At 45.0% G+C, this 26,111-nt stretch carries 20 protein-coding genes; 16 read left to right on the forward strand and 4 right to left on the reverse strand.

The window, feature by feature from the left end; genetic code table 11:
• The first annotated feature begins 364 nt into the window (after positions 1-364).
• The 8 genes from ACVBIK_RS14765 to ACVBIK_RS14800 all read left to right on the forward strand — a co-directional run bounded on the left by ACVBIK_RS14765 (position 365) and on the right by ACVBIK_RS14800 (position 9,908).
• On the forward strand, positions 365-1,033 hold the full coding sequence (locus ACVBIK_RS14765; RefSeq protein WP_447164518.1) for an ABC transporter ATP-binding protein: 669 nt from the start codon (positions 365-367) through the stop codon (positions 1,031-1,033).
• A complete protein-coding gene (locus ACVBIK_RS14770) occupies positions 1,026-3,587 on the forward strand; it encodes an FtsX-like permease family protein (protein ID WP_447169991.1) in 2,562 nt (853 codons plus the stop codon). The genes ACVBIK_RS14765 and ACVBIK_RS14770 overlap by 8 nt, the downstream gene beginning before the upstream one ends.
• Positions 3,584-4,690: a lipocalin-like domain-containing protein gene (locus ACVBIK_RS14775; RefSeq protein ID WP_447169992.1), complete on the forward strand. Its 1,107-nt coding sequence runs from the start codon at positions 3,584-3,586 to the stop codon at positions 4,688-4,690. Before ACVBIK_RS14770 ends, ACVBIK_RS14775 begins: the two co-directional genes overlap by 4 nt.
• A gap of 350 nt (positions 4,691-5,040) precedes the next feature.
• Positions 5,041-5,316: a chaperone NapD gene (locus ACVBIK_RS14780; protein ID WP_447160901.1), complete on the forward strand. Its 276-nt coding sequence runs from the start codon at positions 5,041-5,043 to the stop codon at positions 5,314-5,316.
• Positions 5,306-7,789, forward strand: coding sequence for a nitrate reductase catalytic subunit NapA (napA, locus tag ACVBIK_RS14785; protein WP_447160900.1), 2,484 nt, complete (start codon positions 5,306-5,308; stop codon positions 7,787-7,789). The genes ACVBIK_RS14780 and napA overlap by 11 nt, the downstream gene beginning before the upstream one ends.
• A 57-nt stretch (positions 7,790-7,846) precedes the next feature.
• The gene (gene napG, locus ACVBIK_RS14790; protein ID WP_447169993.1) at positions 7,847-8,581 is read left to right on the forward strand and encodes a ferredoxin-type protein NapG; all 735 of its coding nucleotides are present in this window, start codon (positions 7,847-7,849) and stop codon (positions 8,579-8,581) included.
• Positions 8,578-9,486, forward strand: coding sequence for a quinol dehydrogenase ferredoxin subunit NapH (napH, locus tag ACVBIK_RS14795; protein ID WP_447169994.1), 909 nt, complete (start codon positions 8,578-8,580; stop codon positions 9,484-9,486). The genes napG and napH overlap by 4 nt, the downstream gene beginning before the upstream one ends.
• Positions 9,483-9,908 (forward strand): nitrate reductase cytochrome c-type subunit, encoded by a 426-nt coding sequence (locus ACVBIK_RS14800; RefSeq protein ID WP_447169995.1) that lies wholly within the window; start codon positions 9,483-9,485, stop codon positions 9,906-9,908. The genes napH and ACVBIK_RS14800 overlap by 4 nt, the downstream gene beginning before the upstream one ends.
• 85 nt (positions 9,909-9,993) lie before the next feature.
• Here ACVBIK_RS14800 and ACVBIK_RS14805 read toward each other — a convergent pair whose 3' ends face one another.
• Entirely contained in the window at positions 9,994-10,872 is an 879-nt protein-coding gene (locus ACVBIK_RS14805; protein WP_447160896.1) for a universal stress protein, read from the reverse strand.
• A 230-nt stretch (positions 10,873-11,102) separates the two neighbouring features.
• Between ACVBIK_RS14805 and ACVBIK_RS14810 the strand changes: the two genes are divergently transcribed.
• Both ACVBIK_RS14810 and ACVBIK_RS14815 read left to right on the forward strand, forming a co-directional pair.
• Positions 11,103-11,363, forward strand: a complete 261-nt coding sequence (locus ACVBIK_RS14810; RefSeq protein WP_447160895.1) for a DUF5062 family protein — start codon at positions 11,103-11,105, stop codon at positions 11,361-11,363.
• Between the two features lie 134 nt (positions 11,364-11,497).
• The gene (locus ACVBIK_RS14815) at positions 11,498-11,713 is read left to right on the forward strand and encodes a TIGR02450 family Trp-rich protein (protein WP_447169996.1); all 216 of its coding nucleotides are present in this window, start codon (positions 11,498-11,500) and stop codon (positions 11,711-11,713) included.
• Positions 11,714-11,744: 31 nt separating this feature from the next.
• Here the strand turns inward: ACVBIK_RS14815 and ACVBIK_RS14820 are convergent, their stop codons facing one another.
• Complete coding sequence (locus ACVBIK_RS14820) at positions 11,745-11,885, reverse strand: hypothetical protein (RefSeq protein ID WP_447160893.1); 141 nt, start codon at positions 11,883-11,885, stop codon at positions 11,745-11,747.
• 116 nt (positions 11,886-12,001) lie between these two features.
• On the opposite strand from ACVBIK_RS14820, the gene ACVBIK_RS14825 reads away from it, so the two are divergent.
• Positions 12,002-12,913, forward strand: coding sequence for a LysR family transcriptional regulator (locus ACVBIK_RS14825; RefSeq protein ID WP_447169997.1), 912 nt, complete (start codon positions 12,002-12,004; stop codon positions 12,911-12,913).
• Between the two features lie 2 nt (positions 12,914-12,915).
• On the opposite strand, the gene ACVBIK_RS14830 is transcribed toward ACVBIK_RS14825, so the two are convergent.
• Positions 12,916-13,869: a diguanylate cyclase domain-containing protein gene (locus ACVBIK_RS14830; protein WP_447170001.1), complete on the reverse strand. Its 954-nt coding sequence runs from the start codon at positions 13,867-13,869 to the stop codon at positions 12,916-12,918.
• Between the two features lie 222 nt (positions 13,870-14,091).
• Here ACVBIK_RS14830 and glf point away from each other — a divergent pair, with 222 nt between their 5' ends.
• The 4 genes from glf (at position 14,092) to ACVBIK_RS14850 (ending at position 20,268) form a co-directional block, all read left to right on the forward strand.
• Positions 14,092-15,237 carry a UDP-galactopyranose mutase gene (gene glf, locus ACVBIK_RS14835; protein WP_447160891.1) on the forward strand — a complete coding sequence of 382 codons (1,146 nt, stop codon included), beginning with the start codon at positions 14,092-14,094 and terminating at the stop codon, positions 15,235-15,237.
• Between the two features lie 23 nt (positions 15,238-15,260).
• Positions 15,261-16,076, forward strand: a complete 816-nt coding sequence (locus ACVBIK_RS14840; RefSeq protein WP_447164508.1) for a hypothetical protein — start codon at positions 15,261-15,263, stop codon at positions 16,074-16,076.
• A gap of 124 nt (positions 16,077-16,200) precedes the next feature.
• Entirely contained in the window at positions 16,201-18,831 is a 2,631-nt protein-coding gene (locus tag ACVBIK_RS14845; RefSeq protein WP_447169998.1) for a cation-translocating P-type ATPase, read from the forward strand.
• A 192-nt stretch (positions 18,832-19,023) separates the two neighbouring features.
• Positions 19,024-20,268: a cation:proton antiporter gene (locus ACVBIK_RS14850; RefSeq protein ID WP_447169999.1), complete on the forward strand. Its 1,245-nt coding sequence runs from the start codon at positions 19,024-19,026 to the stop codon at positions 20,266-20,268.
• A 203-nt stretch (positions 20,269-20,471) separates the two neighbouring features.
• Here ACVBIK_RS14850 and ACVBIK_RS14855 read toward each other — a convergent pair whose 3' ends face one another.
• On the reverse strand, positions 20,472-25,025 hold the full coding sequence (locus ACVBIK_RS14855; protein WP_447170000.1) for an ATP-binding protein: 4,554 nt from the start codon (positions 25,023-25,025) through the stop codon (positions 20,472-20,474).
• Between the two features lie 121 nt (positions 25,026-25,146).
• Here ACVBIK_RS14855 and ACVBIK_RS14860 point away from each other — a divergent pair, with 121 nt between their 5' ends.
• On the forward strand, positions 25,147-26,058 hold the full coding sequence (locus ACVBIK_RS14860) for a LysR family transcriptional regulator (RefSeq protein WP_447160886.1): 912 nt from the start codon (positions 25,147-25,149) through the stop codon (positions 26,056-26,058).
• Positions 26,059-26,111 lie beyond the last annotated feature (53 nt).

Below are 26,111 nucleotides of genomic sequence, written 5' to 3' on the forward strand. Positions count from 1 at the left end.
CTCAAACACAGTGTAGGCAAGGCTGTGACTTTGCACCGAATAAAAGAGACCCATTTACTTCTTATTAGGCACTAACTCTATGATGAACTTGAAATAACGACTTCATTAAATCACCTCAAGCATCAGCATTCAACACAAAGCCAGTTTATTTATTGAGCAATGCAGTGTCGGTTTTTAGTCCATTCTGCAGTCAATATTGCTATCTACGAGCCGAAAAACAAATAAGTCAGTAAGGATACGATCCTATTAAGATACCAATACGTAATAACAAAATGCGTAATCACTAGGGAAGATTAAACATGACACATGAAACATGTTAAATTGATTATGGCTAGAGAAAGTAGTTCTTGTAACAGGGGAAGTCATGAGTACAGAAATTGTCAGCCTGAACCACGTATCTAAGGGCTTTACTGATGGTGATAAATATCATCAGGTATTAGCCGATATTAACTTAACGCTCAATGTCGCCGACACAGTCGCACTGACAGGTCCTAGCGGAAGTGGTAAAAGTACCTTACTCAACATCATTGGCGGTTTTGAATTTATCAAGCAAGGCCAATTGTTTCTCAACTCAAATGACACCACCCTCTGGCAAGATAAACAGTGGAGCCAATTTCGACGCCAACACCTCGGTGTTGTTTTCCAGCAATTTAATCTGCTAACCCCGCTCAATGTTCGTGACAATATCGCTTTTTCACTGCGCTTGAACCAACAGAAATGGAGCCCATGGTGTGATTACTTAATTACCCAGCTTGGGCTTGATGACGTAAAAAACAGACATGTAGAAACCCTCTCAGGCGGCCAGCAACAACGGGTCGCTATTGCGCGCGCACTCGCTCATAAGCCGCAGCTATTATTGGCCGACGAACCGACAGGTAACCTCGATGAGAAAGCCGGTCAGCAAGTTATGGCGCTCCTCACCCAACTCGCCGAGGAGTCACAAACCAGTATTTTAATGGTGACTCACAGCAATGAATGCGCCGCTTTTATGAAAAGGCGCTGGCACCTAGAGCAAGGGCAAATCCATGAGTAGCGGCTCAAATAACGGTTCAGGTTTTGGCCTAACGATACGCTTAAGTCTGGGCGTGTTTGCTCGTCACTACTTAAAATCGCCTCTGCAAGCGGGGGCTATTTTACTCGGTATTATCCTGGCGGTAACCCTGCTTATTGGTGTTAGAGCCACCAATGAAAACGCAGTGCGCAGTTACTCTGAAGCGACGGAGCTACTAAGCCAAAGGGCGCAGTTATTACTCACGCCAATCACAGGCAAAAAATCAATTGATGAGTCAGTTTATTTTACTTTAAAACAAGCAGGTATAAATCAAGCCTTAGCGGTAATAAACGATACCGTCACCGATGAGCAAGGCAGACGTTGGGATATACAAGCGAGTGATTTAGTCGCCGCCTTATCAATTCAGAGTCAGAGTAAAAACAAGAATCACACCTCAAGCACGGCGATAAGCAGCCCAGATAAAAGCCACCGCTCGCTATTATCAGCCAACCTTCCTTTAGCAAAGTTGTTATCTGCTGCGCCGTATATTTTGATGAGTAAAAGCTTTGCCGACAACGTTGCTCCCAAGGGGGAAATACAGCTTAACGGCAAAACGCTTAATGTTATTTCACTCGATGATAGCCTAGGTCTCGGCAACGCCATTTTAATGGATATCTCTCTTGCACAGCAGCTACTCAATCGACCCGGTCAATTAAGCTATATCGCCCTATTTGGTCAAGCCGACACGCTTACCGAGCTGGTCAAGCAAGCCTTTAATGAGCAGACGAGTGAGCATTTTGATTTTGCCGTACAAGATGACGGTGAAGGCCTCACCAGTTTAACCCGTAGTTTTCACTTAAATCTCACCGCCATGAGCTTATTGGCATTTGTCGTCGGACTCTTTATCGCCTATAACGGCGTGCGCTATAGCCTGCTCAAGCGACAAAGGCTGTTAGTGCAATTACAGCAGCAAGGCGTGCCACAACGGGCATTACTGGTTGCATTACTCATCGAGCTGTTCAGTTTAGTGCTGCTCGGTTCGCTTGCTGGATTTATTCTTGGCTTGCAGTTAAGTCACTGGTTACAACCTATGATTGCACTCACACTCGAGCAGCTTTATGGCGCAAGGCTGATGCCTGGGCTTTGGCAGTGGAGCTGGCTATATCAAGCCGTTGGGTTGACTTTCTTTGCCGCCCTGCTTGCTTGTTTCCCACTGTTTACCACCTTAGCGAAACAACCTTTAGCACGTAGTGCGAGCCGCTATGAACAGCAAGGTCATGCTAAGAAGCAGCAAAGAAAGCTATTTTTTATCGCGATCTCTCTACTCTTGATTAGCGCGGTTTTGTTTCCGTTTACCCAAGATTATCAACATAGCCTGATATTATTAGGCGTAGTAACCATTGCCATACCACTGCTATTGCCGCTGGCGCTGCAAATGGGGCTATCGGTGGTGGAGCGTATTACACGTAACGGCCTGTGGCAGTATGCCGTGGCTGAAAGTAAAGAGCTTATTGCGCCACTGTCGCTGGCGATGATGGCCATGCTACTGGCGTTAACCGCCAACATTTCGATGAATACCTTAGTCGGCAGTTTTGAAATCACCTTAAAACACTGGCTCGACGACAGACTGTATGCCGACCTGTATATCCGCCCACCCAGCGATAAAGTGACCCAAACACAAGCGTTATTAGCCGAGCTACCTAAGGTTACCGCAATATATGGCCAATGGATCCATAATAGCCATTATCAAAAGGCCCCTGTCAGCCTAATGACCCGCGATGCGCATTCACTCAGAAACAGCAACCAGATAAAAGCGCAATCGGATCATCATTGGCAGCACTTTTTCAGTGGTAATAACCTCATGATCAGTGAGCCGATGGCAATCAAATACCAACTTAATGTGGGTGATAAAATCAGTCTACCTGAGTTTGACAAGGTATCGCTTGCCCCCTTGTCCATTGGTGCCATCTTCTATGATTACGGTAATCCATTGGGTCAGGTCATTGTAAGTCAACATACTTGGCAGCAGCTCAAGCTCCCCACACAGCCCACCAGCATTGCAGCTAGTTATGCTAACAATATCACTGAACTTGAATTGATACTGCAAACAAAGGTGCCACTGTCACCCGCACAGATGTATAACCAAACTAAAATAAAGCAGCGCGCACTTAAGATCTTTAAACGCACTTTTTCTATCACTTTGGTACTCAATAGCTTGACCTTAGTGGTCGCGGCAATTGGCCTTTTCAGCGCTTGCCTAATGTTAACTCAAGCAAGGCAAGCGCCCTTAGCGCGGCTTTACTCCCTTGGAGTGAGCCGCTATCAGTTACGTACTTTAGTCTGTGGCCAAATGCTGCTTATCGTACTATTTACCTGCTTACTTGCTCTGCCAACTGGCGCATTACTCGGCTATTTACTGATTAACAAAGTCACTTTACAGGCCTTTGGCTGGAGTATTGCCATGGTTTGGGACTGGCAGGCCTACTTTAGAGTGCTTGTTATCGCCATGATTGCCAGTGCGATTGCAGTAATATTGCCGCTATTTTGGCAGACCAGAAAACCACTCATTAGCAGCTTACAACAGGAAGCACTATGAAACTGTTCTGTTATTTACTCCTTCTGTTTTCACTCTGCGGTTGTGACTCAGAGCCAGGCAGTACACCCGGTATGGGACAGCTATTAGATGGTAATACTCAAGGTTATGCGCCAGTGTTGCCCGGCGTAGCACTCACGTTTCCGGCGGACCATCAGGCACATGATGATTTTCGCCAGGAATGGTGGTATTTAACCGCGAATCTAAAAACAGACACAGGTGAAGAACTTGGCCTGCAATGGACACAGTTTCGTATCGCGCTTGCTCCACCCAGTGTTGATGAAAATGAAACCAGCAATAACAAAGCCACTCAATCAGCTTGGCAGACTCAGCAGTTATATATGTCGCACACTGCACTCACCAGTAAGCAACTACATTTAACCGAAGAAAAGTGGTCAAGGGGTAATCAATACTTTGCCGGCACACAAACCTCGCCCTTGATTATTCAACAAGATGGTTGGCAATGGCGCAGCGACAACGAGCAACTGTTTCCTGCAATACTGTCGGTAGTCACTGCTGACTTTAATTATCAATTAACCCTAGATAGTCAGTCGCCTTTTCAACTGCAAGGCGAGCGAGGCTATAGTCGTAAAAATGCCAGCGGCACTGTTGCTAGCTACTACTATAGTCAACCTTTTATCAAGGTCACAGGCACTATCGAGCAAGATGGTAAAACCACTCATGTTTCGGGTGATGCCTGGCTTGATAGAGAATGGAGTTCGCAGTTTTTATCAAAAACTCAGCAGGGCTGGGATTGGTTCGCCTTAAAGCTAGATGATGGCTCTGCATTAATGTTATTTCAGCTAAGGGATAACAGTGGTGACAAACAGCACTTTTATAGTGGCAGACGTATGTACCCTGACGGCAGGGGTCATAACATCAGCACAGATCAAATATCAATGACTGCAACCGCATGGCAGCAAACCCCGTCAGGGCGCTACCCTGTCACTTGGCAGATAGCGATCCCCTCGGAAAACATCAAGCTTAACACTCAAGCTCTCAATAGCGACTCAAGCATGCCACTGTCTATCCCTTACTGGGAAGGCCCGATCAAAATATCGGGTAGCCACAATGGCTTGGGCTATATGGAACTCACTGGATATTAACCACTAATCTTTGCCTTTATTGGGCAAGTACACGGCTTACAAACTGTCATTCCCACCCGCCAAACAAGAATAATTATCATTAACCAAGGTTCTGAATATTTTGAGTTTTTAATGTAGCGCAAGCTAACATTTCGTATGGATGAAATTCAAACAAGCCTATAGTGTTTAATGGTAAATTTGCGAACTAGATCACCATCAAAAAGTTGATCTTTGTCGACAAAAAACCTCAATACCCCTTGTGAGGTATACCCACAAAATATATGAGGTCTAGACTCGATATCAACCTTGGTAGATAGCAACTGCACTACTTAAAGAACAGCGTTATTTACCCCATTATAAAAGGTAACAAGATGAGCCAAGAATTTCATATTACCAGTCTAGTGGTGCATGCCGCGCCCCATGCTGTGACAGAGATTAAGAGCAAAATATCTGCTCTAACAGGCACCGAAATACATGCCGTTACTGACGAAGGCAAGTTTGTGGTCACCGTTGAAGGTGAGACCCAGCGTGCCATCCTCGATAGCGTTGAAGCAATAAACGCCTTAGAAGGCGTTATTAATAGCAGTCTGATTTATCACCAAGTCGATCCAGTTGAAGAGAAGAGTGAGGAACACCATGAGCATTAGCCGTCGCGAGTTTCTAAAAGCCAACGCCGCCGTTGCAGCTGCAACAGCCGTCGGTGCGACTCTGCCAGTTAAGATAGTTGAAGCTGCAGAGCAAAAAGATAGCATCAAGTGGGACAAAGCACCTTGCCGTTTTTGTGGCGTGGGTTGTAGCGTTCTCGTGGGTACAGATAATGGCAAAGTCGTTGCCACTAAAGGTGATCCAGAAAGCCCTGTGAACAAAGGCCTTAACTGTATTAAAGGCTACTTCCTTTCTAAGATCATGTACGGCAAAGATCGCCTTACTACACCGCTTTTGCGCATGACAGATGGTCAATATGATAAAGAAGGCGAATTCACACCAATCAGCTGGGATAGCGCGTTTGATATCATGGCTGAGAAGTGGAAGCACACCCTTAACACCAAAGGGCCTACCGCTATTGGTATGTTTGGTTCTGGCCAATGGACAGTTTGGGAAGGTTATGCTGCCTCTAAACTACACAAAGCGGGTTTCTTAACTAACAACATCGACCCTAATGCCCGTCACTGTATGGCATCTGCGGTTGTTGGCTTTATGCGTACATTTGGTATTGATGAGCCTATGGGTTGTTATGATGACTTAGAAGCTGCTGATCAGTTTGTGCTTTGGGGCGCCAACATGGCTGAAATGCACCCAATCTTGTGGGCTCGCCTATCAGATCGTCGTCTGAGCAGCCCAACAAGTCGCGTACACGTATTATCAACTTACGAAAATCGTAGCTTCGATTTAGCCGATAACGCCATGGTTTTCCGTCCACAGTCTGACCTAGTTATTCTTAACTATATTGCTAACTACATCATTCAAAACGATGCGGTAAACAAAGACTTCGTTAATAAGCACACTAAGTTTGCTCTAGGTACAACGGATATCGGTTACGGTCTTCGTCCAGAGCATCCATTAGAGCAAAAAGCGAAAAACCCAGGTAATGGTAAGTTTGCGCCAATCAGCTTTGATGAGTACGCCAAGTTTGTGAGCACCTACACGCTTGAATACGCAGCCCAAATGAGTGGTGTAGAGCCAGAAAAGCTAGAGCTTATGGCTAAAGCGTACGCCGATCCAAACGTGAAAATGATGAGTTTGTGGACCATGGGGATCAACCAGCACACACGTGGTGTTTGGGCGAACAACATGCTGTACAACATTCACTTGCTAACCGGAAAAATTTCAACGCCGGGTAACAGCCCGTTCTCACTAACAGGCCAACCGTCTGCTTGTGGTACTGCGCGTGAAGTGGGTACGTTTGCACACCGTTTACCTGCCGATATGGTGGTAGCAAACCCTAAACACCGTGAAATAGCTGAAAAACTGTGGCAATTACCAGAGGGCACTATTCCGCCAAAGCCTGGTTTCCACGCTGTATTGCAAAGCCGTATGCTTAAAGATGGCAAGCTGAACTGTTACTGGACTATGTGTACCAATAACATGCAAGCCGGTCCAAACATTAACGATGAAATGTATCCTGGTTTCCGTAATCCTGAAAACTTCATTGTCGTGTCTGACCCCTATCCGACGGTTACAGCTATGGCGGCGGACTTGATTCTACCAACGGCAATGTGGGTAGAAAAAGAAGGCGCTTATGGTAATGCTGAACGTCGTACTCACATGTGGCACCAGCAAGTTAAAGCACCTGAAGGCGCAAAATCTGACTTGTGGCAGCTAATGGAGTTTTCAAAGCGCTTTAAGGTATCTGAAGTATGGCCCGCTGAGCTGATTGCTAAGAAGCCTGAGTACGCTGACAAGACACTTTACGACGTACTTTATGCTAACGGCGTTGTGGACAAGTTCCCTGCTTCTGAATGTAAATCTGAGCTAAATGATGAGTCTGATGCATTTGGTTTCTACGTACAAAAAGGACTATTTGAAGAATATGCCCAGTTTGGTCGCGGCCATGCACACGACTTAGCGGACTTTGATACTTATCATGAAAACCGTGGTGCACGTTGGCCTGTGGTGAATGGCAAAGAAACCCTACGCCGTTTCGTTGAAGGTAGCGATCCTTATGTTAAGGCTGGCGAAGGCTTTAACTTCTACGGTAAGCCAGACGGTAAAGCGGTTATTTTCGCCCTCCCCTTTGAGCCTGCAGCAGAGGAACCAAACGAAGAATATGATATCTGGTTATCAACCGGCCGTGTACTTGAGCATTGGCATACAGGTTCGATGACAGCTCGCGTGCCAGAGCTTTATCGCGCCTACCCAGATGCACAAATCTTTATGCATCCTGAGGATGCTAAAGCACGTGGTCTAAAGCGTGGTGATGAAGTGATTGTGGCTTCACCTCGTGGTGAAGTGAAAACCCGTGTTGAAACTAAAGGCCGCAACAAACCACCAAGAGGCGTGGCATTTATGCCATTCTTCGATGCGCGCCAGCTGGTCAACAAGTTAATACTTGATGCGACGGATCCGCTGTCAAAAGAGACAGACTTCAAGAAGTGTCCAGTTAAAGTGATGAAAGCGTAAGTCTTTCACAAACAAATTTAACTTAATCGCTTGAGCAAAGCGGAGAAAAGGCAGCAAATGAGTACGGTCAATCAAAGTAAGTTCAAAGCAAAAGGCGTTAATCGCCGTCAGTTTTTAGCCACCACGGCAAAAGCAGGCTGTGCGATGAGCTTACTAGGAATGGGATTAACGGCAGTTGCAAAACAATCAACTCAATTAGACCCCTTCGCGATTAGACCGCCAGGAGCATTAAGTGAAGATGATTTTCTCTCGGCCTGTGTGCGTTGTGGTTTATGTGTAGAAGCTTGCCCTTACGACACCCTCAAACTCGCTCGCTGGTTTGAGGGTGCGCCAACGGGCACGCCTTACTTTACTGCGCGCAAAATACCCTGTGAGATGTGTGAAGATATCCCCTGTGTTAAGGCCTGCCCTTCGGGTTCGCTTGATCACAATTTAACGGATATTGAAGACGCTAAAATGGGAATTGCGGTACTTATCGATGAGAAAAATTGCCTGAACTTTAAAGGGCTACGTTGCGATGTTTGTTACCGGGTTTGCCCGCTAATTGATGACGCTATCACCCTTAATATGCAACACAATGCCCGTAGTGGTCATCACGCCATGTTTTTACCTACAGTCAACAGCGATAGCTGTACAGGCTGCGGTAAATGCGAACATGCTTGCGTGCTAGAGCAAGCTGCGATCAAAGTGTTACCGACTCATGTTGCTTTAGGTAAAACGGCAGCACACGATACATATATCAATACCGAATCCACCACACTTGAGATGTTAAACAAGGGGCTTGCATTATGAGCCAACCACTAAAGCAAAAACCGACAACACATGGTTTTGCGAAGGCGGCAATTAAAGAGCTAGGATGGTGGCGTGCCCACAAATTCCTATTTCTTCGCCGCCTAAGCCAAGTCAGTGTCTTTGCACTGTTTGCCATTAGTCCTTTGTTAGCACCTTTATTAGGATTGTGGTTGCTTAAAGGCAACCTCTCTACCAGTGAAGCCTTAGGTGTGGTGCCTTTATCTGATCCACTTACCACCTTGCAGGTGTTGCTGACAGGGCATCTACCCGAGCTTAGCCTCATACTCGGTGCCGCCATTATTGCTTTGTTTTATGCAGTGCTAGGCGGGCGAGTATTTTGCAGCTGGGTCTGTCCCGTGAACATAGTGACAGATCTTGCAAGCTGGTTACGACGCAAACTGAACTTGCCGCGTACAACGCAGATGCCTAGAAACTTACGTTACTATCTGCTAGCACTTGTGCTCGTTCTGCCAGTCCTGACAGGCCTTACAGTATGGGAATGGGTTAACCCTGTACCTATTTTGTATCGCGCCACATTGTTTAGCGCTGGCAGCGGTTTATGGATCTTAGCAGCTATCTTCTTACTGGATCTATTTATCAGTGAAAGAGCATGGTGCGGACACTTGTGCCCAACAGGTGCACTCTTTGGCCTACTCGGCAAAGTCAGTCCGGTAAAGGTATCTGCCGTCAATGCAAAAGCGTGTGACAACTGTATGGATTGCTTTGTTGTATGCCCTGAAAGACAGGTCTTAAAACCTGCACTTAAAGGAAAACAACCTATGATAATCAGCAGTGATTGCACTCAATGTGGCCGATGTATCGATGTTTGTGCTCAACGCGTTTTCCAGTTTAAAAATCGAAAATATCAAAATCGAATTGCCCTAAAGGCGGAGAACACCCAATGAAAAAACTACTCACCTTAGCTGCGCTAGTGATGGCGCTTAGTGCTTGCACTGGTCAGCAAGCGAACACTCAAGCAGAGCCGGTAAACATCAGCTCACTTGGTAAGTCTGAGATCACAGATATTCGAGCCGCCGACCCAGCGCCGCTTTATCCAAAGCGTGGAAAATCTATCGAGCGTACTTTTGTACACCAGCCGCCGATGATCCCACACAAGGCAGATTATCCAATCACGCTAAAGAGAAATGGATGTATCAGTTGTCACAGCCCTGCTAAAGCTAAACGTATGAAAGCGACTGCAGTGGACCCATCGCATATGTTAGCTGATGGCAAACTAAACAACGAATATTACAACTGTACTCAGTGTCATACGCCACAAGCAGAAAACAAGCAGCATTTAGTTGAAAACGAGTTTTCAACTAAATAAGTACTGAGCTGTTTTCACGGCTAATACTCATTGGTATATCGCATTTAAAAACCACCTTAACCTAGGTGGTTTTTTTATGTGAGCTTTACGTTAGAGGTTGCAAAACACCTTCACGCGCAGGCACGATAAGTACATTACTGCGAATACGGTTGAGTATTGATTCTGCCATATTTCCCACCACATAAGCATAAACGCCCTGACGCTGAACCGCGCCAAGCACTAAATAACGCACCTTATGCTTACAGGCTAATTGATAAATACACAGATCCGGTTCACCCACAGTAATATGGATACATTTAGGGTCAATATTGAGCTCATCAAACAATTCTTGATGTGTTTCCCGAGCTTTTCTTATCATTCCATGGATGTCGACAATTTCCATATCGTGGATCACCTGCGGCAATCGAATAACAAATGCAAGATGTAGCTCGCAGCTTGTGGCCTCAGCCAAAGCAACAGCCTGGCGAATAACGGCATGATTTAATTGTTTCTTTATCGTTTTGCTACTACCAAGATCTAACGCCATCATCACAGTATTATTGTTCTGTAGCGGATTATCCGTTAACAGCATTAATGGTATTCGGGTATGACGAATAAGACTCCAGTCCAATGGAAGATAATGATCAACGTGATGCACTCCTTTAACCATTAAATCGAAACCATGTCGCTTAGAGTGATGACATGCATGTTCTGACAGATCTTTACTCCACACACTATGGGCTGGCGTGTCTGCGGCATCGATACACTCTAACTCTTGCTCAACTTTCGCCATGCGCTGCTTCATCACATGTTTTTGCGCCACGGCAACAAACTTGGGATTGTAATACTCAGCATTACCAAAGTATTCAAAACTATAGGCAAATACCTCAGCACGCTTTCCTAGCACTCTAGCAAGTTCTATCCCCGCCGATATTGCGTTGACATGGGCCTCTTCTCTTTGGGAAATAATAAATACTTTGTCCATCGCTATCTCCGGTTACAACAACCTAGTATTAGCTTAGACAAATTTGATTGTTAATGCCGTGAAAACTGAATGATTGATGACCTAGGTCAAATGGTAAAAGGCGATGATAAATAAAAATAAAACATCAAAGTTAGTCGCGTTTTACCTATAAGAATCTGAAAGATAACTATTGCCTTCGGCCTTATTTCAGGTAACGTTATAGCTACATCAATTGAAAAAAGAGCATTACTATGAAGTCAGGTAAGCACGATGCACAGCTACTCAAACTCGCGTTAGAAATTGGTGTTGGCTATGCCAAGAAAAGAGGCTTTGCCGATTTTGGTCAAGGGATCTCTCCCAAAGACAAAGTTGAATGTATCTATCGATTACTGGTGCAAGATAATCTGATCCAAGCATTATCAAAAGATAAAGAAGATGGCCCCAATATGAAGCACAAATTAGTATTATGGATCAGTCGTCAATTGCCAGCCAATCATGAGTTACTCAATTAACATCATCATTCATATATTCAGTTCTGTGCAGCTTATTGCAGCGCAGAACGCTTATTACAATCCCTCAACTCCTTTAGTATTATTTATGCATAGAGAGTGATCTTTATCCTACACTGCCAACGTAATTAATCGGTATGAATAGATTAAACCCAAAAAAGCTGCTTCATAGTAAATGGACAGCCATTAAACCTAAAGAAAAGCAGAAGCATTTTATGGTCACTAAGGTGGAGTTTGATGAAGAGGGGGAAGTCAGCTTGTGCATTATTGAAGCAGTGCTGACTCGCACCGAATATCAAATTAATTGGTGCGAGCTAATGCAGCAAAGAAATTGGAACTTTGGTTGGAAGTAAAACGGTTCTAGCAGTGATACTTTGCCTAGGATTAGCGCACCTTACTCTTGGTTTTTTGCGCAGAACATTGACGCTGACCAGAGTTGGCATTGAGTTTTTGTTTCTGTTCTTTATCTAATGGCTTGGCAGCTAAATAGAGTGCTTGAGCGAATAAACCTTGATATGCCTTCATTTTATTTCCTATTAATTGCAACAAAAATAGACACAACAGTGTGCTTGCGGTCAAAGTAATCCTTATCCTATTATTAGTAAAATGAATAATAACTATCAACTGGATTCCATAAAAGCATGAACGTACCAATTAAGAGCTTACACTGCTTTATTACGTTACTTGAGGTGGGAAATTACACCCGAGCTGCTGAAAAGTTACACCTCACTCAGCCGACACTGAGCAAGATGATCCAGCGTTTGGAGGAACACCTAGAACAACCTCTACTTATCCGAAATAACCAAAAAGTCATTGCTACAGAAGCAGGCAGAATGCTTGAAAGTACCGCGAAGCAGATAGTGGGACAATGGCATAGGTTACAAGAAGATTTAAACAACTTAAATGGATTACAAACAGGGCAGCTTCGCTTAGGGGTATGTCCTATGATGGGAGAGATGATCATCAATCTCTTATCAGAATATCGAAAACGCTTTCCAAAAATAGAGATTAGTATTGTCGAGCTCGGCGGATATGGTGCGGAGCAAGCTCTGCTTAATGACACGCTAGATCTAACCTTTACCGCATTACCTACAACTCATTCACACGAGTTTGATAGCCATAACCTCAAAGGCTATCCCCTACTTGCTTGTATTCCGAAAGAGCATTTGCTGGCAAAGTCCAGAGCCATTACCTGGTCAGCTATTGAGCCTCATCCTTTTATTCTCTATAACGATGATTTTTCTCTGTCAAAGCTTATCCATAGGCTAAGCCGTAAGGCCAATGTAGAGCTTAATATTGCCGCTCAGAGTGGCCAATGGGATTTTATCGCCGCGATGGTAGAGGCTAAGATGGGCATAGCCATATTACCTAAGCCAATTTGCGATAAAATCGCCTCAAAAGAACTGTTATACCGACCACTATCACCAGCGCTAACATGGGATTTAGCACTGATTTGGCGTAAGAACTTACCACTTACCCCCGCAGCTGAGAGTTTCATCAATTTAAGTCGGGAGCTCAGCCCTAATAATCAGCTCGGTATAACGCCTGTGTAGCGTCAAGCAAAACGGTAGCCGTTTTTTCCTTGGCGCTTTACCTCATACATTGCACGATCGGCTTGTTCATAGGCAAAGCTAAAAGATTGATCTGAAAATAAACTGATCCCGATACTCATCCCAATTGTCACATGCCTATTTTCGACCTCGATAGACCCCATAAAAGCACTCAAGATCCTGTCTGCTATACAAGCAAGTAATGCTTTATCACTAAACTCAAACAGCACAACAAACTCATCACCTCCAAGCCTTGCGATTACTTGGGACTCTTGCACCTGCAGCTGCAGCATTTCTGCGATTTTAATTAGTAAGCTATCGCCAAACTTATGTCCATAGCGGTCGTTGTTAGCCTTAAAGTCATCTAAATCGATAAACATTAAGGCACCCTTTATTGAAGATTGACGCGAGCTATTAAACACCTCAATGATAGCTTGTCGATTGAACAGCTCAGTTAAAGGATCGCGATGAGCAAGCTTAGCTAACTCCTGCTCGTAGCGTTTCTCTTTCGTTATATCAACATGCGTCCCCATGATCCGTAATGGTTCCCCTCTCAAGCCAAATTCAATCACCCGCCCACGATCTGATACCCAAGTTACCGAGCCATCTTTATGCAACATTCTATGGGTCACATCGTAGGAGTCAGTTCTCCCCTTGATATGATCATCAAAGTTAGCGATCACCCAATCACGATCTTCTGGATGAAGATTACCTTTCCAGCTATCGATATGGGCTGCCAGATCATCTATGGTGTAACCGAGCAGTGACCCCCACTCCATATTAAACATGGTTAAATTACCGCTGGGAATATGCTGCTCCCACAAACACAAGCCGGTTCCATCTAACGCAGCATTGAGCTTTTGCTGTAAGACTTTATTTTGTTCGCGTAACGAGGCATTTTCTTGTTCTATTAACGCGTTTTCAGCTGTTAACTTTGCCAGTATTTTGTCTTTATCTATCGAGGTCGTAATAATCCTCTCCTAGGTGTCCACTGATTAGCTTTAGCGGTTTTAAACCTACACCAACCCACGACAATAACAAGTCTGCAACATAAAAACATAACACCCCATCCCCGTATACATCCAACGCCACTTTTTATTTTCGAAGCGATAAATCTTACTCACATCAGGTTTGAGTCATGTAAACTTACCCCAAGTTAACTGATAGCTAATGCTGAATATATGATACTTAAGATCGGAATCGCTGGAGCGGGGTTCTCTGGTGCTGTTATTGCCAATGAGCTCGCCAAAGCTGGCCACCAAATAACAGTATTTGAACCTCGCAAACACATTGCTGGTAACTGCTACTCTTCAAGAGATCCTCATAGCAATGTAATGCTGCACCACTTTGGCCCTCATATTTTCCACACAGATAAAGCGCACATTTGGAACTATGTCACCCAACTTGGGCAAATGATGCCATTTACCAATAGAGTGAAGGCGATGAGCCAAGGGCAGGTTTACTCATTGCCAATTAATCTGCATACAATAAATCAGTTTTTTAATGCGCGGATGTCACCCGCTGAAGCTGAGCAATTTATTGCTAAACAAGCAGATAGCAGCATTATCGAACCACAGAATTTTGAACAACAAGCGCAAAAAATGATTGGTGAATCGCTGTACCAAGCTTTTTTTAAATACTACACCATTAAGCAGTGGGGACGTTCACCAGATACGCTACCTGCGAGTATTTTAAAACGGCTGCCTGTTAGATTTAATTACGATGATAATTATTTTAACCACCCATTTCAGGGAATGCCGATTGAGGGCTATACCCCCTTAATAGAAAAGTTACTCGATCACCCTAACATTGCACTGCAACTCGATTCGGCCTTTTGCGCCACAATGAAATCCGAGTACGATCATGTTTTTTTCTCAGGGCCGTTAGATGCGTATTTTGATTTTAAGCTCGGTAGACTCCCCTATCGAACCTTAGACTTTGATAAAGAAACCCATGAAGGGGACTATCAAGGCAATGCTGTTATTAACTATTGCGATAATAGCCAAGCCTATACACGGATCAGTGAGCATAAGCACTTTACCCCTTGGGAGACACACTCAAGAACAGTGATTTTTAAAGAGTACAGCCGCGAAGCAACCGCAGATGACACTCCCTATTATCCAGTGAGGCTTAGTGAAGATAACACCTTACTTGAGCGCTATATCCAACTGGCTAAACAAGAAAAAAATATCACCTTTGTCGGTCGATTAGGCACTTATCGCTACTTAGATATGGACGTGACAATTGATGAAGCATTGACGGCCAGCCAAGTGTTCCTAAATACACTCGCAACCAAACAAACCATGCCAGCTTTTACTGCGCAATAGCGACATTTATAGAGCCATTTGATATGAAAAAATACTTAGTCATTGCCCGTGTAGGCGATAACTCCCTGCATCCGCATTGGTTAGAAAATGCAGTCCCTAATTTTGACTTATTCTTAAGTTACTTTGGCGATAAGCCTAATCATTACCAAGCTGAAGCGACTTATTATGAGCAAGTAAAAGGTGGCAAGTGGCCAATAATCCATAAGCTCGTTGAAGCCAACTGGGCGATCATATCGCAATATGATGCAGTCTGGTTACCCGATGATGACATCATGACTGACGCTAATACTATCAATAAGATGTTCAGTCTTTTTGATGGTTTTGGCTTAGCGCTGGCACAACCAGCACTGACCATGGATTCTTACTTCTCGCACTCAAGCTTATTGCGTCAACCACACTCAGTTTTGCGCTACAGTAATTTTGTAGAGGTGATGGTGCCCGTTTTTTCGGCCAGTGCGTTGATCACCCTAAAAGAGAGTTTGGGCCAAAGTCCATCTGGGTGGGGACTCGATGCCCTGTGGCCTCACCTTATTGCTAATACTGACTTCAAACGTATCGCCGTTATTGATGCAACGCCCGTTATTCACACTCGTCCAGTCGGTGGTGAGCTGTATAAACTTAACCCTGAGTTATCACCAGAGAAAGACGCGCTGCAGCTACAAAGCTTATACCCGCAGTTCAATATCTGTCGTCGTCATGGGCCAAATAAATTTAAAGTTTATAGTCAGATCTCGCAATCCAGCCAGTGTTCCTCAATCTTGGCGAGCATAAGAGGAAAATATCAAAGAGTCATTGCCAAACACAGAGCTAAAAAGCACGCCAAATTTAACCATAGTTAAAGTGGAAGCCCCGACAACCGTGTACCTTTGATACTGGTCAATTAAACGCCTGAAAACATATCTTGCCCTATAATTATTGACTATAGATAAAGGGACGAAGCAAAGCTGTACTGCTGGAGGCTATGTGGCAATTCAGGGGCTGACAACCGAGCAGGCACGGGAGCGGTTAAAGCAAAATGGGGCAAACTGCTTGCCTAAGCCGCTTAGGAATAGTTTTTTTAAACTGTTTCTTATCCAATTTCGTAGCGCATTTATCTATGTGCTATTGGTTGCAGTGATTGTTTGCTTACTCCTCGGGCAACTTATCAATGCTTTTTTTATCTCCATTGTTTTACTTATTAACGCGCTTATTGGCACGATTCAAGAATTTTCAGCTCAAAAAGCCGCCGACTCATTAGCGCATATGGTGCCGCAGCAGAGCCGCGTTATCCGTGATGGCCACCCAATGCTTGTTGATAGCAAAGATCTAGTGGCAGGTGACTGGGTCATACTCAACAGCGGCGATCGTATCGGTGCAGATATCAGCTTAAAACAAGCAAATTTATTTCAAGTTGATGAGTCAGCTCTCACAGGAGAGTCCGCCTCTGTTAGCAATAAAAAACAGGCTTTTGCTGGAACCTTAGTCACCCATGGGCGAGCCGAAGGCGAGGTCATTGCGACCGGAGCCAATACTCAAATAGGGCAGATAGCCCATTTAGTCCACCAGGGCGGTAGCACCAAGCCACCGCTGATGCAAAGAATCGATCTATTCACTCTACGTATCGCGATAGCCATAATCATCATCATCGCGCTCATATTTGGCCTGACTCTACTTCGAGGCGCACCGCTCTCTGACGTGTTCTTACTCGGCGTTGCATTAGCTGTATCTGCGATCCCTGAGGGGCTTCCGGCTGCCATTACCGTGGCTCTTGCTATCGGTATGAAACGAATGGCTAAAGCTAACGTGATTGTGCGCAAACTCGTTGCAGTGGAAGCACTCGGCTCTTGTACGTTTATCGCCTCCGATAAAACTGGCACATTAACGGTCAACGAGATGACCATTGGTCAAATTTGGCTTACTAATGAGCAGGTTTACCTTGTCTCCGGCGAAGGACTCAGCCCCATAGGTGGTGTGTATCCCTCTGGAGAACAGACTCAGGTTGACTTAATTCAACCTAATTCAGAGAGCAATCACTTAGTGGCAGGCAGCTTAACAAGTGAATCCACACTTAAGCAGTTAGTCACGGCGGGGACACTCGCTAATGAAGCGCACTTAGTTTTTGAGGAGCATCACGTGCACGCCGATGGTGATGGCGTCGATCTTGCGTTTCTTGTCTTAGGCCACAAGTTCAAACTCCCTTTCGATCCAGTACAGCAACGGCTGAACTTATTCCCCTATGAGTCAGAAAAAGGCTTTAGTGCCAGCATAGATAATAGCTCGTTAGGCCCTATGATCTCAGTAAAAGGAGCGGTAGAGAAACTTATCCCCATGTGCTCGATTAACAAAATGTTACGACAAAAGGTGCTTAATCAAGCCCACATAATGGCGCAGCAAGGATATCGTGTACTAGCTGTCGCTCACGGCTTAGGTACTCCTATAGATGATCATTTTAGTGGGCTGAAACTTCTCGGTTTAGTCGCCATGAGCGATCCCCTTAGACCCGACGCTATCGAGGCCGTTGCAGCATGCCGAAAAGCGCACATTAAAGTCGCGATGATAACTGGCGATCACCCTGCCACCGCCCTCACCTTATCCAAACAACTTAAGATTGCAGATGAAACTGATAGTGCGATTACGGGGCCAGCACTTGAACAAGCAAGATTGCAGGATATCAATACATTTGACCGGCTTGTCGCCAATCATAGAGTGTTTGCTAGGGTCAAACCGCAACAGAAGATGGAGATCACTCAGTCGCTTATCAGGCAGGGAGAGTTTGTCGCCATGACAGGCGATGGCGTTAATGATGCCCCCGCCTTAAAACACGCCCATGTGGGAATAGCCATGGGACTTAGAGGTACTGATGTCGCAAGAGAGAGCGCCTCATTGGTGCTAACCGATGATAAATTTAGCTCCATTGTAAAGGGGATTGTTGAAGGTCGCGTCGTATATAACAATATTCGCAAGGTGATCTACTTACTGATCAGCACAGGTGCTGCAGAGATCTTGCTGTTTATCCTCAGCGTATTGTTTGCATTGCCAATCCCACTTTTCCCGCTGCAGATCCTCTGGCTAAATATTGTCACCAATGGGGTACAGGATGTTGCACTCGCCTTCGAACCTGCCGAAGGCAAAGAACTACTTCAAGCACCGCGGTCGCCTAAGGAGCCTATTTTCGATCGATTGATGCTCGAAAGGGTCTGTTCGAGCGCACTCACCATGGGGCTGATCGCATTTGGTTTATTTACCATATTACTGCAAACAGGCTCCAGTGAAGCAGAAGCCCGTAACCTCACGTTAATGTTGATGGTGCTGTTTGAAAATGTACATGCCCTCAATAGCCGCTCAGAACACAGGTCGATATTACAGATCCCTTGGTTTAGTAACCCAATATTACTTATCGGTATTGTCGTTGCACAGGGGATCCATATTGGTGCCATGTATACACCAGGACTCAGTGATGCGCTGCAAATCAGTCCAATTAGCCTCGGTCACTGGTTGATTTTGCTCGCTACCGCCTCAGTACTCTTTGTTGTAGATGAACTACATAAAAGGTATTGGCGTACCAAGCATCATCCGAAGGTCGCTGCGGCCATAGCGAGTCAACGACAAGAGTAGTCAGCTAGCAGCAGTCATCATTAGCTCTTAACTCATTTTGCAGCTTAGCTTTAGAACTAGCACTTTAGCTAAATCGGACTCACGGTAAGTACAAAATACAGGCCTTGGGCATCACCAAGGCTCGATTAGATATTAGACTTTATACAACCAGACAACTATTCTCATACTAGTCGAGCTGGGGGTAAAATACAGATGCGTTTTCTCTATTTAGTTCTTGTATTGCTGGCTGTTACCCGGATTTTTGCGGTTATAGCCAAACGCTTAAATTTACCGCCGATTGTAGGCGAGTTAGTGTCTGGGATCGCACTGGGGTTATTCCTGTATCGTTTTCAAGACACATTTCCATTGCTGTGGGAAGTGACTCAAGGGGAAGCGTTTGAAGCGCTGGCCGATCTAGGGATGTTTTTCCTGATGCTATTGGCTGGCGTACGCATGAGCCCACTCGACTTTAAGAAGACCTCAAGCTCAGCCCCTGCTGTAGCGGTCGGCGGCATGTTAGTGCCTATTATCTCTGGTACCTTAATAGGGCTTATGCTGTTTCCAGAATCCCCCTTTAAAACAGTTCAAAGTTGGTTCTTGGGAACGGCTCTTGCCGTTACGGCGGTGCCTGTCACCATTCGCATGCTGATGGAGTTTAACCGCTTAGATACCGAAGAGGGTAAAACCATTGTCGCCGCCGCGCTGTGGGACGATCTACTCAGCTTATTTATTCTCTCCTTATTGTTAGCCACGATTGGTAATGGGGGCACCCTATCTTTTACTCTAGATTTATGGGGCCCACTTTTAGCTAAAGTACTGCTCTTTTTCGTTATCACAATACCTGTCGGCTACTATCTATTTCCTTTTGTTGGTCGCTATCTCAAGTACACCAATATCCCTGATATTGATTTTAGTATGCTATTAATCGCCTCTCTAGGATACGCTGTACTCGCCGAAATACTGGGTTTACATTTTATTATCGGTGCCTTTGTCGCAGGTATGTTTTTCCATCCTGCGGTTGTGGAGCAAAAAGTATATGACCGCGTTGAGAGACAAACGTCGGGTATCACCTCAGGTTTTCTCGCGCCAATTTTTTTCGTGTCGATAGGGTTTCATTTAGACTTGACGTCACTGGCATCAATCCCTGGGTTTGTCGCTCTACTGATTACTGTAGCCTTGCTCAGTAAGCTCATTGGCGCTGGGCTATGTGCACGGGCTACGGGTCATAGTAGCCAAGAGTCACTGCGAATAGGCGTTGCAATGAGTGGCCGCGGAGCAGTTGAAATCGTTTTAGCGGGAGTCGCGTTACAAGCCGGGCTATTTAATCATCCAGACCCTACACCGCCCATCATATCTGGGCTATTTTCCGCCATAGTCATCATGGCGATAGCAACCAGCATTATCACCCCATTGTTGTTAGCGTTTTTAATTCGCTATCAGGGGGTCGATAAGTCCTGAAAGCAACTATATCCGATCGGTATAAAGTTAATCGATATAGCGCTAGTCAGTATCAAGCCAAATCAGTATCAAGATATGAATGCCTAGCGAATTTTAGACAAAAAAATACCCACATAATGTGGGTATTTTTTAGGTCTAATTCGCTACGCTTTCACTCATCTTAACTGACCTTAAGTTAGGCTGCGAAGAAGTACACCTAGTTGCTAGGCAACCGGAGACACAACAAACAGTAACTCACCTTGAGAGACTTGCTGACCGTTACTGTTAAGAATACGCTCAATACGATACTGTTGATCTTCAGGGTAAAGTATCGCGTTCTTACGGTTAAAGCCTGCTAAGGTTACCTGCGAGAACATCTTCATTGCTTCTGTAAGCGCTAAAGTCTGATCGACAGTAACTATGTCGCCTTCTTTAACAAAGTCAGCTTCACCCGGTGCTGGAGAGGTATAGAAGATACCTGCGCCTTGAGCCATCACTTTAAGCTCATTACTTTCACCAACGCGAAGTGATGCAGTATCAACACCTACCGTTTCTGCCGCCGCTTCCATTTCAGCAATCATCTCTGGCACGTCTAGCTCTGCCATAAAGCGTGGTAGATAATTAGTATCGTATACGCCTTCGTTGAAGGTGCCATCTTTAAGGATGCGCGTGAGCAACGGAATGTTAGTTGCGATACCTTTTATCACCACTTGGTTTGCTAGGTAGTCGTGTAGCTTAACAATCACATCTTCACGGCTCTCACCACGACAGATAATCTGCGCAATCAAGCTATCGTAATAAGGAGAAACCTCTTTACCTTCGCCTGCAATTGAGATGATTTCGATGTCATCACGCTCTGGCATCTGGTACTCAGTGATTAGACCTGGGTACGGTAATAACTGTAATACGCCATTACTATCAAGAGCCGCTTTTTCAGCCGTTACACGCACTTCCATCGCATAGCCAATATCTTGTGGCTCAAGCTCGGCAATCGAGCGACCTGCTGCGATATCAAAACCAGCGCTAACGATATCAATGCCTGATGTTGCTTCAGTAACTGGATGCTCAACCTGTAAACGAGTGTTCATTTCCATAAAGTAGACTTCGTTCGCGTCTAAGTTATAGATAAATTCAACCGTACCAGCACCCATGTAATCGGTTGCGTCACCAAGTAGACGGGTGTATTCCATCACCTTTTGCTTAAGCTCATCTGGCAACATAGTTGAACCAGACTCTTCAACCACTTTCTGGTTATTACGCTGTACAGAACAGTCACGTAGGCCGAGTACTTTAGTATTACCAAACTGATCACGTAGTAACTGGACTTCAATGTGACGTAGCGAGGTTACATACTTCTCTAGGTACAAGTCACCGTTACCAAATGCGGCAGCTGCTTCAGTAGAGGTCTTTTGGAACAAGGAGATCATGTCACCTGGACGTTCAACAACCTGAATACCTTTACCGCCACCACCTTGTACCGCCTTAAGCAGTACTGGGTAACCGATTTCGCTAGCAACGTTTACCGCTTGCTCTGCGTTAGTCAAAATACCGTGACTACCCGGTACAACAGGCACGTTTTGCGCTTGTGATGTCTTAATCGCGTTCGACTTGTTACCCATAGTCGTCATGCTATGCACGCTTGGACCAACGAAATTAATACCGTTGTTGACACAAAGTGCAGCAAATTGCGGGCTTTCAGACAAGAAACCAATACCTGGGTGCAATGCATCCACATTTTCGTATTCAGCCACTTTAAGTACAGAATACGCGTTTAGGTAACTCTCATCAGAAGTGTTACCACCAATACAAACTAACTTGTCGTTGCCTTTTAGCATATCAGCTGGAACTGACGTCATATCAGGATCTGATGCAACCAATACCACATTGATATTATTGTCATGAGCCTTGCGGATAAGCTTAACCGCAGTACAACCACGAGCATGAACCAATACCTTGTCAATCGGCTTCATTAGTTGACGCGGATCATCCTGAACAATCACTTCTTCAGCAATCAGTCTTTCAGGAACCAACGTCGATACTGCACTACCAATCACATCAATAATCTTAGCCGTCGGCTTAGGCATTAACGGATCGATGCTTTGTAATTGTTCGTCAATCGTGTCACTAAATGGGTTCGTCACCAATGCATCCATCGCGCCAGGTACTTTAGACAAGTAGTTAGACAGCGTGGACGTAGACGGTAAGTAAGCTGGAACAACCATTTGGCCCGCAAACGGCATGTTAGTGCCAGACAAGTAATAAGTTTGTACCAGTGGATGTGTCACAAAACTTGCCTGTGCACCACCGGTACAATCACCATAACCAAACATCAATACTGGCAATTCGTTATCACGAATAAAGCGAGTAATACGATCGTTCACCACTGCCATAGAGAAAAGCGCGGCTGCACCTTCTTTAGTCTGCATACCACCTGAGCTGATGAAACAGATAACCGGTAGTCTGCGCTTAGCACACTCAATCAATAACGCGCTGAACTTCTCAGCTGCCGCCATATCGAATGCACCCGCCTGGAACGCCGTATTTGATACTGCAACACCCACGCGCATTGGCTGACCTTTATGATCAAAATCAGCAAGACCTGTGATTAAACCACATGGGCGAATGCCCTTGTCTAATGCATCTTCGATTGAAAGACGGAAACCGGGGAAGTTAAGCAAGTTAGCTGAAATCTTATCGCCGTTAATCTCTTCAAACTCAGAGAAAAACTTAGCGACAATTGATTCCCAACCCATTTTTCCTGCGCGTTTTTCGTCGCGAAGTACTTTCTGGATTAACAAATCTTGATAACCCATAGTCAAACGGTTCCAGAAGTCTTTACGACGACCGATACGAACAGGGTTAATTGCGCCAGTGTATTCACCGCTTTCTTCTTCGCTGTCAAAATACTCAGGCAGTAAACGCTCGAAAAAGTAAGTCAGAATAACAAATAGACTGTCGTTCAGTTGTGGGAAACCAACACTCTTCCACTGCTCAGTACGAGTCAGTAGTTCTGCGCGGTTTGACTGTGACATAAAGTACTTCAGCCACTTGTAGAACTTGTTCTTATCGTTAGCAACGTTTTGCGTCGATAGTGCACGGTCAATAGAGTCATGCAGCAAGTTATCAACCGAGTTACGTGACAAACTCTTAGACATCATGGCTTCTTTTGCGATAGACGCAAGATTACCCACAACGTTGTCGTAAAGCGCATCAAACACTAAAATGTTATGACATTGCCAAATAAAGTCTTCACGCAGCTCATCATGAACAATCACATCTAACACGGTTAGCTTGTTCAGTTCAGGCCAATCGGCTTGCGTCACTTCAGATGGAAGCGTCTCAAGATAATTAATCAGCCCTTTGAAGTTGTTCTCTGCGTTGCCTTTCCAGCGGTGGTATAGCGACCAGCTGATGTTAAAGATAAGCGCCTTACGGGCTTTCTTATAGTTCTCTTTTGGCTCACCCAAAATCAAACGCGTTAGCATATTACGCTCGGTAGACACATCATCACGCTTAGCGATGAAGTTACCCCATAGCTTGTTCAGCTCTTCGTCATAAACCAGTTTATCAGGGCTTGATAACCAAGACTGGAATACACGGTCTTGCTCTTGCTGAATACGCGCTAACAAATCACCTTCAGGCACGCTGACCTTAGATAGCCGACCGTACTGCTCTTGCGAGATAGAATGGATACGGCTACGCAGCGTTAGATAACGCAAGTAACGGTATGTACTACCAAACAGGTTCAAGTGCATTGTTGGGTTGTTAGCTACCGCAAGCTCAGCATTGAGCTCTAACGCTTCAAGATTCTTAGACGGGCTTAGGAAACGCGCTAAACTGCGGTCATAATGCTCACGCAGATCTTCTGACTCACGCACAAAGTTAACCGCTGCTTTTTCTACCGCTTCGATACTGCTAATAATTGCACGGCGTAAATTGTGCTGACGCTCATCTCGGTCTGATGGCGAGAAATCGATAATGCCATCGATACAACCAGAGGTATAAAGCTCTTCAGGCGATACACCAACTGACTTAGCACATTCCTGCCAAGACAAGTTGTATTTACGGGCAATGCTTTGCAAACCTTGTGGCTGGATGGTGTTAAAAATACCATCACGTAGCGATAACAAGATGTTTGCAGCGGCAAGTGGAATCGCGCCACCAGAGTAACCCGCACCGATAACTATACCCACAGTAGGTACGTCAACGTTCGCGCTCTCGGCAATCGCTTTAGAAATAGAGTGTGCTTGGTTCTGGCTGTTAGCTATTTCACCTGCATCGGCACCAGGCGTGTCGATAAGGTAAACAATCGGCATAGACAGCTCAGCAAAGTGGCGAATCGCTTTACAGCAAGCAATATGATGCTCAGGCATCCATGCTCCGTTTGCGGTTGTGCGTTCTTGCGCGACAAAACCGATACGGCGAGTACGAGATCCAAAATTCAGTTCAATCTCTGCACTATAAAAAGGGCCGATATGGGTTTCGGTAATGAGCTTACCTTTAAGATCCGCAATGATGCGTTTAGCACCCGGGCGATTTTTATCTTGAGTTGGTTGAATCACCTTAGTGACATAACCATCAACGTCTAACTGAGCCAAGTCTTTAAGATTAGCTTGAATCGCGTCATCGTCTAAAAGACCTTTAATCTCCTCTGAAAGCGTTTGCTTACTGTGCTCAGGAAACAGTGAAAAGTCTTTTGCTAACTGCTCTGCTTTTAGAAAAAGCGGGTCGGCAGTTTGCACTTGAGTCATGTTAGCGGGCTGATTTTTGCTGGTCATCGAAAGATCCTCTGCTTTAGCCTCTGAAATTTTTAGCCCGTAAATATAACTTTGTTATCCCGTCAATTGCTATTAAACTGCACTAGACGCTTTGTTCCATATTTGAGACAGTGGAGATAACATGCCTGATTTAAACGGTATGATGCTCTTTGCAGCGGTAGTTAGAGCCAAAGGTTTCTCTCAAGCTGCCCGTGAAATAGGCATGCCAAAATCAACCATTAGTCGTAAAGTTGCTCAACTAGAAGAGCAGCTTGGCGTGCGACTTTTACAACGAGATACCCGTAATTTAAGCCTGACTCAGGTCGGCGCGCTGTTTTTTCAGCATTGCTCCAGTATAAGCGATGAAATAGAGGCTGCCAAAGCCACAGTAGAAAATACCCATAACGACGTTTCTGGCTTATTGCGTATTGCTATTCCCGTCTCTTTTAGCCAAGAGTTAATTGCCACATTATGCAGTGGCTTTCTACGTCTATACCCCAATGTTGAGCTCGACGTGCAATTTACCGATAGTGATATTGGACTCGTAGGAGAAGGTTACGATATCGCCATCAAATATGGCCCATTACAGTCATCTGATTTAGTCGCAAGACTGTTATTTGAGCGCCAACCTATCTTGGTCGCAAGCCCTAGTTACTTAAAAATTCATGGCACGCCAGCAACACCACAAGATTTGGCTGAACATAGTGGTATTTTATTAGGAACCTCACGCTCTGCCCCTATCTGGCCGCTGGGTAAAGGCACCAGAAAAACCATGGTTAACTTTCAGCGAAAAGTGCGCGTTAACAGCGCGGTGATGGTCAAGCAACTCGCTATGGACGACTTTGGCATTGCCATGCTGTCAAACTCAGTGTGTAAGAACGAACTCGCAAGTGGCTCTCTAGTCCCCTTATTACAAGAATGGCCAATGGAGGCCTTTAAAGTATACGGTGTGTATTCGAGCAGGCGTCAGCTGGCCACTAACATCAGTGTGTTTTTAGACTTCTTCCATAAGCGCTTTACTAGCCAAGAGTCACTACAATCTATGATGATGTAATTGAGCTAGCGACAATGGGCCACTAACATCAGTGTGTTTTTAGACCTCTTTTA

This window comes from Shewanella sp. 125m-1, assembly GCF_052977065.1.

Excerpts from the sequence above, each read along its gene's own strand:
- ACVBIK_RS14840 (WP_447164508.1), top strand. The coding sequence starts at position 15,261 with ATGAAAAAATACTTAGTCATTGCCCGTGTAGGCGATAACTCCCTGCAT.
- ACVBIK_RS14805 (WP_447160896.1), bottom strand. The coding sequence starts at position 10,872 with ATGGACAAAGTATTTATTATTTCCCAAAGAGAAGAGGCCCATGTCAAC.
- ACVBIK_RS14820 (WP_447160893.1), bottom strand. The coding sequence starts at position 11,885 with ATGAAGGCATATCAAGGTTTATTCGCTCAAGCACTCTATTTAGCTGCC.
- ACVBIK_RS14850 (WP_447169999.1), top strand. The coding sequence starts at position 19,024 with ATGCGTTTTCTCTATTTAGTTCTTGTATTGCTGGCTGTTACCCGGATT.
- ACVBIK_RS14860 (WP_447160886.1), top strand. The coding sequence starts at position 25,147 with ATGCCTGATTTAAACGGTATGATGCTCTTTGCAGCGGTAGTTAGAGCC.
- ACVBIK_RS14770 (WP_447169991.1), top strand. The coding sequence starts at position 1,026 with ATGAGTAGCGGCTCAAATAACGGTTCAGGTTTTGGCCTAACGATACGC.
- ACVBIK_RS14825 (WP_447169997.1), top strand. The coding sequence starts at position 12,002 with ATGAACGTACCAATTAAGAGCTTACACTGCTTTATTACGTTACTTGAG.
- ACVBIK_RS14775 (WP_447169992.1), top strand. The coding sequence starts at position 3,584 with ATGAAACTGTTCTGTTATTTACTCCTTCTGTTTTCACTCTGCGGTTGT.
- napA (WP_447160900.1), top strand. The coding sequence starts at position 5,306 with ATGAGCATTAGCCGTCGCGAGTTTCTAAAAGCCAACGCCGCCGTTGCA.
- ACVBIK_RS14855 (WP_447170000.1), bottom strand. The coding sequence starts at position 25,025 with ATGACCAGCAAAAATCAGCCCGCTAACATGACTCAAGTGCAAACTGCC.
- napH (WP_447169994.1), top strand. The coding sequence starts at position 8,578 with ATGAGCCAACCACTAAAGCAAAAACCGACAACACATGGTTTTGCGAAG.
- ACVBIK_RS14815 (WP_447169996.1), top strand. The coding sequence starts at position 11,498 with ATGAATAGATTAAACCCAAAAAAGCTGCTTCATAGTAAATGGACAGCC.
- ACVBIK_RS14810 (WP_447160895.1), top strand. The coding sequence starts at position 11,103 with ATGAAGTCAGGTAAGCACGATGCACAGCTACTCAAACTCGCGTTAGAA.
- ACVBIK_RS14800 (WP_447169995.1), top strand. The coding sequence starts at position 9,483 with ATGAAAAAACTACTCACCTTAGCTGCGCTAGTGATGGCGCTTAGTGCT.
- ACVBIK_RS14765 (WP_447164518.1), top strand. The coding sequence starts at position 365 with ATGAGTACAGAAATTGTCAGCCTGAACCACGTATCTAAGGGCTTTACT.
- napG (WP_447169993.1), top strand. The coding sequence starts at position 7,847 with ATGAGTACGGTCAATCAAAGTAAGTTCAAAGCAAAAGGCGTTAATCGC.
- ACVBIK_RS14780 (WP_447160901.1), top strand. The coding sequence starts at position 5,041 with ATGAGCCAAGAATTTCATATTACCAGTCTAGTGGTGCATGCCGCGCCC.
- glf (WP_447160891.1), top strand. The coding sequence starts at position 14,092 with ATGATACTTAAGATCGGAATCGCTGGAGCGGGGTTCTCTGGTGCTGTT.